The organism is Mesorhizobium sp. M0088 (genome assembly GCF_040322895.1).
In the GTDB taxonomy this organism is placed as follows: Bacteria; Pseudomonadota; Alphaproteobacteria; order Rhizobiales; family Rhizobiaceae; genus Mesorhizobium.
The window spans coordinates 44102-57170 of record NZ_JAMYUI010000030.1; the positions used below are offsets into that span (position 1 = coordinate 44102).

A 13069-nucleotide genomic window follows, 5' to 3' on the forward strand; every position below is an offset into this window, starting at 1 on the left:
CTACGTGCCGAGGAACGCGTCGTGGAAATCTTTCGCTACAGCGCGACCGCCGTCCAAAACAAAACTGGAGTCGGTTCCGTAGGTGAACAAGCTGAGGCCAAGCTTTTGAAGTCGCATCATATAGTCTATGGATGCGACATCACTACCCGATGCTATACCGTACTTCTTAGCGGCATTCGCGACTGCCTGACAGGCATCCAGCAACTCCGGCGTCAGCTTTCCCGGTTCCATACCCAAGGAAAGGGCAAGATCTGCCGGGCCGATGAAAAGCGCGTCGACACCAGGCGTTGAGGCTATGTCGTCCAGATTGTTGAGGGCCTCTCGTGTTTCAATCTGGAGTATGACGGCCAAGCTAGAGTTCGCATCCTTGCGATACTCCGCATCATTTTGGTAATAGTTAGATGCTCTCCACGCTCCAGATCCGCGCTTGCCCGCAGGCGGATATTTTGCGGACGACACAGCTTCGATGGCTTCGGCACCGGAGTTTACCATCGGCACCATGATGCCGTTCGCACCATGATCTAACGCGGCTTTAATGAGTTCAATCCTGTTCCAGGCGACCCTATAAAGTACAGGCATGCCGTATCGTTCGGTCGCTGGAAGAATATCTAAAAGTGCGTCGGGTGGAATGGGTGCATGCTCGCCATCCACCAGAAGAAAATCTAGGTTTGTCTGCGCCAGCGTCTCTGCGACGATCACATGCGGAATGTGCATCCAGCCGCCGATTTGGGCTTTTCCTGACCTGATCGTTTCAGCCAACGTATGTTTTGCCATTTCTCGAACCTTTGCGCACCCAAGTGATTTGTTCACGCGGGGACGCTGGCAAATTTCTTCGCTTAATAACATATACAGTTTGTCCAGAAGTTGCCTATCACACCAATGCGATGTTCGCTGTTAATACGGGGCCACGCTGGCGGAGGGGCGTATCGCCCAATACTGTAGCGCGGAGCGTCGGTCTCGGATCGTGAAAGCCACGCGCGAGGCGTGTCGGCGCGGCAAAGCCCCGGACGGTTTCGGCGGGGCGCGGTAGGCCGCAGGTTGGCGTTGTCACGTTGTTTGAAATGTGGCCGCGTTAGGTCCCATCGCAGACCAACCGCTCCACAGCACAGATTCGAACCCATCGACACCAGGTGCCTGAAAAGCGCGGTGTCGGCGGCAGGCCCTGCTTCACAGCAGGCGCCTGGCCGCCTTGGTGTTGCGGCGCGTCTGGACGATCTCGTCGAGCACATATCCCTCCTGATCAACCGCTCTCCACAACCAGCATTTCTGCCACGACTTCATCGAGGCGCCAGACATCGTCTTTCATCGGCGCCTTGCCGCGTATGCGGCGCGCATAATCAGAGCCGTGCTTCCAGCACCATCACATGGTTCCGTAGGAAACGACGATCCCGCGAGCGCAGCATTTCCTAGACATCGCGCAGGCGCAGATTGAAGCGGAAGTAGAGCCAGACAGCACGTGCTACGATCTCGATCCGATCTTCTTGTAGGTGGGTGCACTCAAGGTCATAAGGCGCGCTGCTGCCTCAATTTCCTTATGGTTGCCCCCGCGGGGGGCTGAGCGGGCCCTGTATCAACGCCGAGCATTGCATTGGTGTGATGGCCAACTTTGGGGCGAACTGTATATTTCAATGAGCTGACAAAGCTGCCATCGTCCTGACAAGCACATCACCTGCGTGCGCTTCATGCTCCCGATTGAGAACACCAATGGAGAAAAAGATGAATTCCGGGTTAGTCAAGAGCAGTCGGAAAAAACTCACAATTGTGGACACCGATGTCCACCACTGCTACCGGACAAAATCGGAACTATTTCCTTATCTCAGCAAGTTCAATGCTGAGCGTTTTGCGGAGTGGGGCTTCGGTGGCATTGAAATGGACCCCCACGCCTCTAGCGGAGGATATCACGGAACTCGGGTGGATTTTGAAACGCAAGAGAATGGCGAAATATTAGGTAGTAATGGCGACGCGCAGAGTTGCGGTAAGCTGTTGCTAGACGCACATGGTATCGATTTGGGGGTTCTTACGGGCGGCCCTGCGCAAACGGCGAGCGCGCTCGCCGACGTCGACTATGGGAGTGCTCTGTGCCGCGCTTTTAACGACTACTCAATGGAGCATTGGATCGCCAAGGATGCGAGGTTTAGACTTAATCTCGCCATCAACTCGCAGGACCCCCTTGGGGCAGCGGCTGAAATCGATAGGCTTGGCTCACATCCTTCCGTTTGCGGAGTCATGCTCAGTTGTGGTGCACCTCGCCCCTTTGGCCAGCGCTTTTATCATCCGATATACGAAGCATGCGCCCGACACGGATTAGCGGTGACGATGCACTTCGGCTCAGAAGGGACGGGCATCAATCCGCCGCCCTCGGCGGCCGGATGGCCAAGTTACTATATCGAAATGCGTCTGCTGCGTCCGCCATCTTATGCTGTGCACCTAGCGAGCTTCATCTTCGAAGGTGTGTTCGAAAAGTTCCCGACCTTGAAAGTGGCGATGGTCGAAAGCGGATTTGCCTGGGTGGCGCCCCTGATGTGGAAGATGGATCTCGATTGGAAGGGACTTCGCCGGTGGACTCCATGGGTAAAAAAGCTGCCAAGTGAGTACCTGATGGACCATTTTCGTTTTGGCACCCAACCATTGGATGAGCCCGCCGATCCGGAAGCGCTAAAGCAGATTATCAACTGGATTGGTGGTTCACGAACACTGATGTTTGCGAGCGACTTCCCGCATTGGGATTCGGATGATCCGATGATGACGTTGTCCGACCAGCCAGAGGATCTGCGCCGACGCATCTTCGCAGAAAATGCCATCGAGACATACAAACTGTCGCTACCAGCAATCTCTCAGGCCGCGTAGGGAGAGGTACCGGTGCCCAAGAAATATGAAGTTTGTTACGCAGACGAGATCCCGGTTGGCGGACGACGCATTGTCGATATAGCAGGCCGGAGTGTCGGGATCTTCAACGTCAACAACGAATACTATGCCGTTCGCAACAGCTGCCCACATAAAGCCGCGCCTCTGTGTAGAGGAATTATCGACGGAATGGTCAAGGGCGGAACGCCAGGGCAGTTCGAGTACGAGCAAGAAGGCGAAATAATTCGATGTCCGTGGCACGGCTGGGAGTTTGCGATCAAAACGGGCCAGTCCGTGTTCAATCCGCACAAGATTTACGTGCGCGGCTATCCCGTGAGTGTGGAGCTTAAGACCTCAAACTGCGCCGACGTCGACGTGGGGAGCACGGAGGAGGATCCATCGGTCGACACCTACCGTGTGTCGGTCGAGGAAACCAACGGTAGCCGTCGACCTACTCTCTACATACACCTCTAAGTTGACCTTCTAGGCTGATTGCAGCGGTTTGAAACATGGGATGTCAGCCAAGCTCGATAAGCTAAGTGTGCCACTTTCGATGCTGGCATCGGCGCGCTGGTGGAAATCTCGCATGCCGTTATCGATCGGAATATGAGGCCTTCTTCGGAGACGAGCCGCAGGTTGGAAGATCGCACGACCTGCGGCGATTAACTAGCTAGGCAACCCTCGTGCGGGTAGCAGAGAATAAACCAACGAATGCACGGAGAAAGGGGAACTAAGATGATTGACGAAATGGGTTTTCTCAGCGAGCGCGTCGCGAAAGGTAAGCTGTCCCGACGTGAGTTTCTAGGTCGGGCCGCAGTGCTCGGGGTCAGTGCAGCGTTTGCCAACAACCTGCTTGCCACGGCCGCAATGGCAGAAGGGCCCGTGAAGGGGGGCTTGCTCAAAGCCGGGCTGCAGGGTGGAGCGGCCACGGACAGTCTCGATCCAGTGCTTCTGACGGATGCATTTCAATTTATCTTCAGCCGTCAGTGGGGCGAAACGGTTGTTGAGCTGGACGCAGACAGAAAGGTGCAGCCGGGACTTGCCGAGGAATGGGGCCCCTCGAAGGATGCCAAGGTCTGGACTTTCAAGATCCGTAAGGGCGTGCAGTTCCACGATGGCAAGGAGTTGACCCCCGCCGACGTGCTGGCCACCATCGAGCGCCATGCGGGGCCCAACTCGAAATCCGGCGCGTTCCCGCTTTTGCAGGGCATCGACAAGATGGCCGTCGACGGCCAGAACGTGGTCTTCACGCTCAAAGAAGCCAATGCCGAATTTCCGTTCATAATGACCGCACACCAGGTGGTGGTCCAGCCGAATGGCGGCAACGACAACCCGACCGCCGGCATCGGAACCGGTCCGTACAAGATCACCGTGCACGATGCGGGTGTTCGATCTGGCGGCGAAAAATTCGGAGGTTACTGGCGCGCCGATCGCGGCTTTGCCGATCAGATCGAGATCGTCGTCATCAACGACGGGACCGCGCGCAACTCCGCCTTGCAAAGCGGGCAGGTCCATATGATCAACCGTGTCGATCCGAAAGTGGTTGAACTCCTCAAGCGCTTCCCTGCCATCACCATCCGCAACGCTAGCAGCCGTGGCCACTATATGTTTGTTTGCCAGTGCGACACGGCGCCCGTCGACAACAACGACCTGCGGCTCGCGCTGAAACATGCCATCGACCGCGAGGAGATGGTCCAGAAGATCCTGGGGGGCTATGGCTCCCTCGGCAATGACACGCCGATAAGCAAGACCTATCCGCTGTTTACCGAAATGGAGCAGCGCAAGTATGATCCGGACAAGGCAGCCTTCCATTACAAGAAGTCAGGGCACTCGGGATCGGTGCTGCTTCACACGTCCGACGTCGGCTTCCCCGGCGCGGTGGAAGCTGCTCAGCTATTCCAGGCGAGTGCGGCCAAGGCGGGGATCACCATCGAGGTCAAGCGCGACCCGGGCGACGGCTACTGGTCAGAATTCGATAAAATGCCCTTCAAGGCTAGCTATTTTGGCGGCCGTCCGACCCAGGACATGACGTATTCCCTCGAGTACCAGTCCAAAGCGCCATGGAACGAGTCACACTTTTCCAACGAGAAGTTCGACCAGATGCTGGTACAGGCCCGCGGTGAACTCGATGCCGACAAGCGCAAGAAGCTCTATTCCGACATGGGCCAGATCGTCCGCGACGAAGGCGGTAATATCCTTCCAATGTTCAACGACTTCATCGATGCCACAGGGCCGCAGGTTGGCGGCTGGGCCACGGATGGCAACCAGGAACTTATGGGCGGCTACGCACTGTCCAAATGCTGGCTGCAGGCCTGAGGCCGCACGACCATGGTTCCCAAGCTTATTGCCCAGCGCGTTGCGCTGGGCATCCTTTTGCTAGTCGCCGTTTCGGTTCTGATCTTCGCCGGTACCAATCTCCTGCCGGGCGACGTTGCGCAGGCCATTCTCGGCAAAACGGCAACGCCGCTTGCGCTCGAGAATCTCAGAAGGGAAATGGGCCTCAACGACCCTGCGTATGTCAGGTATTTCCACTGGCTGTTCGGAATTCTGCAGGGTGACCTGGGCACTGCGCTGACGACCAAGCTTGATATAGCCACGTCCATCAGGGAGCGGCTGTGGAACACGCTGTTCCTCGCCTTCTGGGCGGCCATCGCGGCGGTCCCGCTTGCCGTCATCCTGGGGCTCGTCGCCGTGCATCATCATAACCGCCCGGTTGACAAGCTGATCTCGGGCTTGGCGCTTGCCTCCACCTCGGTGCCGGAATTCTTCATTGGCTACTTGCTGGTCTATTTCTTTGCCGTGAAGTTCCAGATCTTCCCAGGCATTTCTACCGTTTATGACGGCATGCCCTTCCTCGACAGGATGAAGGCGATCGCGCTGCCCTGCGCCGCGCTGACCCTGGGCATCCTCGCACATATGATGCGAATGACGCGGGCCGCGATCCTCAACGTAATGCAGTCGGCTTATATCGAGACTGCCGAACTGAAGGGCCTGACGGCGTTCGAGGTCATCCGCAGGCATGCTCTCCCCAATGCTCTTGCCCCGATCATCAATGTCGTGATCCTCAATCTCGCCTATCTCGTGGTCGGCGTCGTCGTCGTCGAGGTGATCTTCGTCTATCCGGGCATGGGGCAGTATCTGGTCGACCATGTCGCCATGCGCGACGTGCCCGTGGTCCAAGCCGTCGGCCTGATCTTCGCCGCCGTCTATATCTTCCTCAATGTCGTGGCCGACGTGGCGTCCATTCTCGCCAATCCGCGCCTCAGGCATCCGAGGTAAGGAGCACCATGCCAAGACGTATTCCCACCGGCGCGCTGATCGGCCTTGTTGTCACCACCCTCTTCTTCCTCGTGGCTATCTTTGCGAAGTGGATCGCCCCCTACGGCCTCGGCGACATCGCCGGCGGAGTCTGGGAGCCGATATCGGCGAAATTTCTCTTCGGCACCGACAATCTTGGCCGCGACCTGCTCTCGCGCATGATCTATGGCGCCCAGACGACGATCCTTATCGCGGTTCTGGCGACACTGCTTTCCTTCTCGATGGGCGCAATCCTCGGCTTCACCGCTGCGGTGGTCGGCGGCTGGTTCGATATGTTGATGTCCCGTTTCGTCGACCTGCTGATGGCAATCCCGACGCTGATCTTCAGTCTGGTGGTGCTCTCGGTCCTGCCTTCGACGCTGGTCACGTTGATCCTCGTCATGGGCACTCTCGATGCGACCCGCGTTTACCGCCTGTCACGCGCGGTCGCATCGGACTTGAACGTCATGGATTTCGTCGAGGCCGCCAAACTGCGCGGCGAAGGCAAGTGGTGGGTGATCTTCGCCGAAATCCTACCGAATGCGCTCTCGCCGCTGGTTTCGGAACTCGGGCTGCGCTTCATCTATGCGGTGCTCGTCCTCTCCGCTCTCTCCTTCCTCGGCCTCGGCGTGCAGCCGCCGGCAGCGGACTGGGGCGGCATGGTCAAGGAGAACAAGGATGGCATCGTCTTCGGCATCCCGGCGGCGCTGATCCCGGCTGCGGCGATTGCCGCGCTCGCCATCTCCGTCAACCTGGTCGCCGACTGGATCCTGAACCGCACCACCGATCTCAAGGGAGGGCGCGGCAATGGCTGATGTGCTGCTCGACATCCGCAATCTTCGCATTGAGGCCACCACCTATCCGCCCGGCGAAGAGCCGATGACGATCACCATCGTCGATGACGTGTCGCTGACGCTCGAGAAGGGCAAGGTGCTGGGCCTGATCGGTGAATCCGGCGCGGGCAAATCCACCATCGGCCTCTCGCCGATGGGGTATGGCCGCGGCGGCGTGCGCATCACCGGCGGCGAGGTCATCCTCAACGGCCGCGATATCCTTAAGCAGGGTACGAACGGCATTCGCAAACTGCGCGGCCATGAAGTATGCTATGTCGCGCAATCCGCGGCGGCGGCCTTCAATCCCTCCCAGCGGCTGATGGACCAGGTGGTGGAAAGCTCGCTCAAGCACGGCTTAGCCAACCGCGTCGAGGCCGAGCGCCGGGCGGTGGCGCTGTTCCGCAAGCTCAGCCTTCCCGACCCGGAAAATATTGGCGAGCGCTATCCGCACCAGGTCTCCGGCGGACAATTGCAACGCGTGATGACGGCCATGGCGCTCTGCCCCGAGCCGGTTCTGATCATTTTCGACGAACCGACCACGGCGCTCGACGTGACGACGCAGATCGACGTGCTTGCCGCGATCAAGCAAGCAATCCACGCCACAGGTGTCGCCGCGCTCTATATCACCCATGACCTTGCCGTTGTCGCGCAGGTGGCCGACGACATCATGGTGCTGCGCCATGGCAAGATGGTCGAGACGGGCACCGCCCGTCAGATCATCAAGGAGCCGAAGCAGGACTATACCCAGGCGTTGGTCTCCGTGCACCGTCTCGATCACGAAGAGAAGCAGCCGACGCCGAAACCGATCCTATCGGTGAAGAACGTCACGGCCGCCTACGGCAATGGCATTTTAAAGGTGTTGAAGAACGTCTCGGTCGATATCCATCCCGGCCAGACGCTGGCTGTAGTCGGCGAATCCGGCTCTGGAAAATCGACGCTGGCGCGGGCGATCACCGGCCTGCTGCCGCCGCAGCAGGGTGAGATCAGCTTCGAGGGCCGTAAGCTTTCCAACCGACTCGGCGGCCGTACCAAGGAAGACCTCCGCCAGCTTCAGATGATCTACCAGATGGCCGATGTGGCGATGAACCCGCGCCATACCGTCGGCACCATCATCGGCCGGCCGCTAACCTTCTATTTCGGCCTCAAGGGTGCCGAGCGCAACCGACGGGTCAAGGAGCTACTTGAGGAAATCGAGATGGGCAAGGGCTTCATCGACCGTTATCCTGCCGAACTGTCGGGAGGCCAGAAGCAGCGCGTGTGCATTGCCCGTGCGCTGGCGGCCAAGCCCAAGCTCATCATCTGCGATGAGGTAACTTCGGCCCTGGACCCGCTGGTGGCGAACGGTATCCTGAAGCTGTTGCTCAATCTCCAGCAGATCGAGCAGGTGGCGTACCTCTTCATAACCCACGATCTCGCGACTGTGAAGTCGATCGCCGATTCCATCGCCGTCATGTATCGCGGCGAGGTCGTGCGCTATGGGGCGAAGAGCCAGGTGCTGAAGCCGCCGTTCGACGACTATACCGATCTCCTGCTGTCGTCCGTGCCGGAGATGGAGCTCGGCTGGCTGGAGAAGGCGACCGCCGGGCGGAAGATGGCGAGTGCGGGGAATTAGCGATGTGACTCTTCGCGATACCACACCAGTTCAATGAAGTTCCCCTGCGCCGGTGCCTCCCTCCATCCGCGCAACCTTGTCCGGCCTTCGAGCCGGGTCTTTTCACTCGTTCGGTTCCGAGAGAACGCAATGACGCAATGGCAAGCCGGTCGCGCGTGAAGACATCGTGGGTGACTACGCAACGGGAGGCTGCAAGATAGTGACGAGCATTCTTACGGCGTTGCTCGAACCGCACTACTGGCGTTCCGGCGTCGATGCCCCTTCGGATGAATTCGGCTACGGCATTATAACGATGCGTGATCTAAGTTTTGCAGGTGTACTGATTTGGCACTCTCAAGTAGGATCGCGATCAAAGCAGATTCTGCGTTAGCGTGCCTGTGAGCTTATTGGACTCCGCCGGCTCGCCTCACAAAAGCAAAGAACCGGATTAACGCAGACGCGCTCCTTATCTCTGTGGGCGTCAGGCTGCCACGGTCACTAAGGCACCTGAGGGTGGCTTTGTACTGATGCGATTTTCTGCGATCTGCATCTACCGATGTGTTGGAGCTCAATGCTTAATTCGCTTGGCGGAACCGAGTTCATCGAGAGAACCGAATGTACATTAACCGGGCATGGCTCTTCAGAGAGCGGACTAATTCTAACAATCAGGACCTACCCGCTTGAACGACAGCAGTGACTCAGGGAATTCAGTAACTATGGAAAATGACCCTCTTAGCCTTGATGAAATCGTCCGTCACGTGAATGCGAAAGCTGCCGACTACAGCGCCTTAAGCGACCGCATCTGGGCAATGCCAGAAATAGCATTTGAGGAGCATCGCTCGGTTGCAGAGCACATCGCTATGCTCGACCGCGAAGGTTTTCGTATCACCAGGAATGTCGGCGGCATGAAAACCGCCTTCATCGCTGAACTCGGCAAGGGCAGCCCCATAATCGGCATTCTCGGAGAATACGATGCGCTTCCCGATCTTGCTCAAGTCTCGAGTGCAACGGAGCCCAGCTCGACCGAGGGTGGACCAGGTCATGGCTGCGGGCACAATCTTCTCGGCGCTGGCTCGGCGCTTGCAGCTGTTGCATTAAAGGACGCGCTCGCAGCCGAACGTATTGAAGGTACCGTGCGCTTTTACGGCTGCCCGGCAGAGGAAGCTGGAGGGGGTAAGGCCTTTATGGCCAGAGCCGGCGCCTTTAACGATCTCGATGTCGCCTTCTGCTGGCATCCGGCGGTGGTTAACGAAGTGCTAACAAAGTCCTGCAACGCCGCAAAGTGGGCTCGTTTCTCCTTTACCGGTCGCGCAGCGCACGCGGCGGCGGATCCACATCTGGGGCGCAGCGCGCTCGACGCAGTCGAGCTAATGAATGTTGGCGTCAACTACATGCGCGAGCACATGCCCTCAAACGCTCGCGTTCACTATGCCATTATCAACGCTGGCGGTGAGTTCCCCAACGTCGTGCAGGCGTATGCCGAGTCATCTTATTCTATTCGTTCTCCGAACTGGGAAGATGCTGAGCGGGTGTTCGCGCGCGTGCAAAAGATTGCAGAAGGCGCTGCGCTTATGACCGAGACATCTGTCAAAGTGCAAATCACTGGCGGCTACTCGAACATTTTGCCTAACAAAGCGCTGTATGATGTTATGTACGAGAACATGCGCCGTGTCGGCCCGCCCCCCTTTGATGGGGCTGACTATGAGTTCGCCAAGCAGCTTCGCAAGATGGCGCTTACGGATGAAGATGCGCTGGCCAGCGTCGTGGGTCGCGATGTTTCGCTTAAGGACAACCTTCTCCACGATAGCCTTCTACCGTTAGGGACAGACCAATTCGATTTCGGCTCGACAGATGTGGGCGACGTCAGCTGGATCGTGCCCACTGTACAGTGTCAAACAGCCTGTTTCGCCATTGGCACGTCCTTCCACAGTTGGCAGCTGGTCACTCAAGGCGATCTGCCGGCGGCCCACAAGGGGATGATATTGGCTGCCAAGGTCATGGCTTCTACGGCGGCAGATTGCATACGCAATCCAGAGATCATCGCTCGTGCAAAGGCGGAGTTGAAGCAACAAACGGGGGGGCGCCCATACCTCTGCCCAATACCATTGGACGTCACGCCCAGTGATTTGCGTGGGAAGGCGCTATAAAGCCGAGCTCTCAATATTCGCTCACGCGCACAGCATCGCAACGGGATACAGGGAAGCGCTGGCCGAACTGCTCCCTTATGCGCAAGGCACAGGCGGTGCCTGGTGACGAAGCACCCGAGGCGGACGTAAGAGTCTGTCTTGAGCGCCGTAGAACCGTCGTGTGACCACGAGCGAATAGAGCGCATCCGCTGCGGCGCCATGACGTCTATCCGAAACAATCGACGCACGATGTATTTTCGTATCCGTACGGGGGCCGCCTCCTATTTTGAGGCGATAGTATCCGCAAACGATTAAGTGGACGCTATCGCCAAAGAAGTACCTGGCCATGGAGAAGCCGTCGGCGGCGGAATTGGGTGAGACCGCAGCTGTGCAGATGTCGGCGGGTGGATGCCGAAAGCGCCATTGTCGCCTTCATCCTCTTCTTGCGGTAGCCGTTACGGCTGTTGCCGGCCATGGAGATGGTGATCCATCTCGGCGTTGATAATCCGCCGCCGCCTTCTTCAGTTCGTCCATCAAGCATCAAGCCGTTGGGTCGAAGATCGTCTTCGCATAGGCGCGCCGGCCAGGAGCTTGTCGACAATCGCATCAGGGATCCTCGGTTCTCAGCGTCGGGTCATTGGGAATTATTCTCCATTCTTCCCACTACCCCCCTGACACGGAACCTCCGATAGTCCACTCGGACGTCGGCGGAACGGGAAGATCCCATCCTGCGTCAGGCTTCGTGGGGCGGACCTCGTCGCCCATAGCTCGCCGCAGTTTCATGCGTCCTCGTGCTCACCGACATCGCGGCCGGCTGGATAGAATGTGCGCCGCTAATCGGTCGCGAAGGGACGCTGTTGATCATCCGATTTAGTAGCCCGCGATCGCTTTTGTCTCTAAGAAGTCTTCCATCCCGAATCTTCCCCATTCACGGCCGTTTCCCGACCTCTTGTATCCACCGAATGGCGCGGCATAATCAGCAAACACCCCTTGAATGTTGACACTGCCCGCTCGAATCTGCCGAGCAACGTTGCGAGCACGCTCGACCGATCCAGACGTAACGTAGCCGGCAAGACCATACGGAGTATCATTGGCGATGCGTATCGCGTGCGCCTCATCCTCGGCCTTCATCAGCACCAAAACAGGGCCGAAAATCTCTTCCTGCGCGATTGCCATATCGGACGTTACATCCGCGAAAATGGTTGGTCGAACATAATAGCCTTTATTAAGGCCCTCTGGCAGGCCTGTGCCGCCTGCGACCAACGTCGCGCCGTCTGCAAGACCCCTTTCAATCCACGCTTGAATTCTCTCCCACTGAGTCCGATTGACGACGGGACCGTGGGTGGTGGCTACCGCTCGCGGATCCCCGACCTTCATCTGGTCCACAGCCATTTTCGCTATGCGCGCGGCCTCCCGCATCTTGGCTGCGGGGACAATCATTCGACTGGGTGCGTCGCATGACTGGCCAGTATTGAGCATCATGTAGGCGACGCCGCTGGCGACAGCCTGCTCAAGATCTGCATCATCCAAAATGATATTGGGCGACTTTCCGCCTAGTTCTTGGCTGACACGCTTGACGGTTGCGGCAGATCGGATGGCCACGTCTACGCCCGCGCGCGTCGAACCAGTGAAGGACATCATGTCGATGTCAGGATGCTCGCTCATTGCAACACCAACCTCAGGCCCCAAGCCATTGACGAGGTTGAATACACCGCGGGGCACGCCAGCCTCATGCAAAATCTCTGTGAAGATCAATGCGCAACTTGGCGTAAACTCAGAAGGCTTCAGGACCATGCTGCAGCCAGCCGCGAGCGCTGGCGCGACTTTGGCCCCTATCTGGTTCATGGGCCAGTTCCACGGCGTAATCATCCCCACTACACCAATCGGTTCTCGCACGATCAGCGACGAGCCGATTGTCTCCTCGAAGCTGTACTTCTCAAGGACACTGCGGATCGTTTCAAAATGGGCCAAGCCCGCTGCAGCGTGTTCTCTGTCTGCAAGCCCCAAAGGTGCGCCCATTTCGTCGGAAATGGATGCCGCCATGTCTGCAAACCTTGAACGGTAAACATCGATAACTCTTCCCAGGAGTGCGAGGCGCTCGTCGCGTGATGTGTTGGAAAAGTCGTTGAATGACCGTTTGGCTGCATCGACCGCCGCATCTACATCAGCCTTCGACCCGAGAGCTATCTCATACATTGTCTCTTCGTTTGCAGGATTGACTACGGCCATTCGGTTCGGCGACGTGGGCTCTGTCCATATGCCATCGATGTAGAATTTCATGCGCTGAACCATTAACCGCTCCTAAGTTTGATCGACTCTTTTGGGAAATCAAAGACCGTCCGCGATTGAGATTGATTTGAACGTATCGCGTCGCGCGC

At 57.9% G+C, this 13069-nt stretch carries 9 protein-coding genes and 1 pseudogene; 7 read left to right on the forward strand and 3 right to left on the reverse strand.

Annotated features, from left to right (window positions below; all coding sequences use genetic code 11):
• Positions 1 to 846 carry an HpcH/HpaI aldolase family protein gene (locus NKJ67_RS29450; RefSeq protein WP_352584738.1) on the reverse strand — a complete coding sequence of 282 codons (846 nt, stop codon included), beginning with the start codon at positions 844 to 846 and terminating at the stop codon, positions 1 to 3.
• Positions 847 to 1170: 324 nt separating this feature from the next.
• Positions 1171 to 1472: pseudogene (locus NKJ67_RS29455) on the reverse strand (DDE-type integrase/transposase/recombinase); the annotation flags it as partial.
• A gap of 232 nt (positions 1473 to 1704) precedes the next feature.
• On the opposite strand from NKJ67_RS29455, the gene NKJ67_RS29460 reads away from it, so the two are divergent.
• The 7 genes from NKJ67_RS29460 (at position 1705) to NKJ67_RS29490 (ending at position 10712) form a co-directional block, all read left to right on the forward strand.
• Positions 1705 to 2847, forward strand: coding sequence for an amidohydrolase family protein (locus NKJ67_RS29460; RefSeq protein ID WP_352584740.1), 1143 nt, complete (start codon positions 1705 to 1707; stop codon positions 2845 to 2847).
• A gap of 12 nt (positions 2848 to 2859) precedes the next feature.
• Positions 2860 to 3318 (forward strand): Rieske (2Fe-2S) protein, encoded by a 459-nt coding sequence (locus NKJ67_RS29465; protein ID WP_352584742.1) that lies wholly within the window; start codon positions 2860 to 2862, stop codon positions 3316 to 3318.
• 261 nt (positions 3319 to 3579) lie between these two features.
• Entirely contained in the window at positions 3580 to 5160 is a 1581-nt protein-coding gene (locus NKJ67_RS29470; protein ID WP_352584744.1) for an ABC transporter substrate-binding protein, read from the forward strand.
• 12 nt (positions 5161 to 5172) lie between these two features.
• Positions 5173 to 6123 carry an ABC transporter permease gene (locus NKJ67_RS29475; RefSeq protein ID WP_352584745.1) on the forward strand — a complete coding sequence of 317 codons (951 nt, stop codon included), beginning with the start codon at positions 5173 to 5175 and terminating at the stop codon, positions 6121 to 6123.
• 8 nt (positions 6124 to 6131) lie between these two features.
• On the forward strand, positions 6132 to 6956 hold the full coding sequence (locus tag NKJ67_RS29480) for an ABC transporter permease (protein ID WP_352584747.1): 825 nt from the start codon (positions 6132 to 6134) through the stop codon (positions 6954 to 6956).
• Positions 6949 to 8586: an ABC transporter ATP-binding protein gene (locus tag NKJ67_RS29485; protein WP_352584748.1), complete on the forward strand. Its 1638-nt coding sequence runs from the start codon at positions 6949 to 6951 to the stop codon at positions 8584 to 8586. Before NKJ67_RS29480 ends, NKJ67_RS29485 begins: the two co-directional genes overlap by 8 nt.
• A 695-nt stretch (positions 8587 to 9281) precedes the next feature.
• The gene (locus NKJ67_RS29490; RefSeq protein WP_352584820.1) at positions 9282 to 10712 is read left to right on the forward strand and encodes a M20 family metallopeptidase; all 1431 of its coding nucleotides are present in this window, start codon (positions 9282 to 9284) and stop codon (positions 10710 to 10712) included.
• A gap of 849 nt (positions 10713 to 11561) precedes the next feature.
• Here NKJ67_RS29490 and NKJ67_RS29495 read toward each other — a convergent pair.
• A complete protein-coding gene (locus tag NKJ67_RS29495; protein ID WP_352584750.1) occupies positions 11562 to 12983 on the reverse strand; it encodes an aldehyde dehydrogenase family protein in 1422 nt (473 codons plus the stop codon).
• Positions 12984 to 13069 lie beyond the last annotated feature (86 nt).

What these genes read in the sequence shown, in the direction of transcription:
- NKJ67_RS29450 (WP_352584738.1), bottom strand. Translation starts at nt 846, where the DNA reads ATGTTATTAAGCGAAGAAATTTGCCAGCGTCCCCGCGTGAACAAATCA.
- NKJ67_RS29460 (WP_352584740.1), top strand. Translation starts at nt 1,705, where the DNA reads ATGGAGAAAAAGATGAATTCCGGGTTAGTCAAGAGCAGTCGGAAAAAA.
- NKJ67_RS29470 (WP_352584744.1), top strand. Translation starts at nt 3,580, where the DNA reads ATGATTGACGAAATGGGTTTTCTCAGCGAGCGCGTCGCGAAAGGTAAG.
- NKJ67_RS29475 (WP_352584745.1), top strand. Translation starts at nt 5,173, where the DNA reads ATGGTTCCCAAGCTTATTGCCCAGCGCGTTGCGCTGGGCATCCTTTTG.
- NKJ67_RS29480 (WP_352584747.1), top strand. Translation starts at nt 6,132, where the DNA reads ATGCCAAGACGTATTCCCACCGGCGCGCTGATCGGCCTTGTTGTCACC.
- NKJ67_RS29485 (WP_352584748.1), top strand. Translation starts at nt 6,949, where the DNA reads ATGGCTGATGTGCTGCTCGACATCCGCAATCTTCGCATTGAGGCCACC.
- NKJ67_RS29490 (WP_352584820.1), top strand. Translation starts at nt 9,282, where the DNA reads ATGGAAAATGACCCTCTTAGCCTTGATGAAATCGTCCGTCACGTGAAT.
- NKJ67_RS29495 (WP_352584750.1), bottom strand. Translation starts at nt 12,983, where the DNA reads ATGGTTCAGCGCATGAAATTCTACATCGATGGCATATGGACAGAGCCC.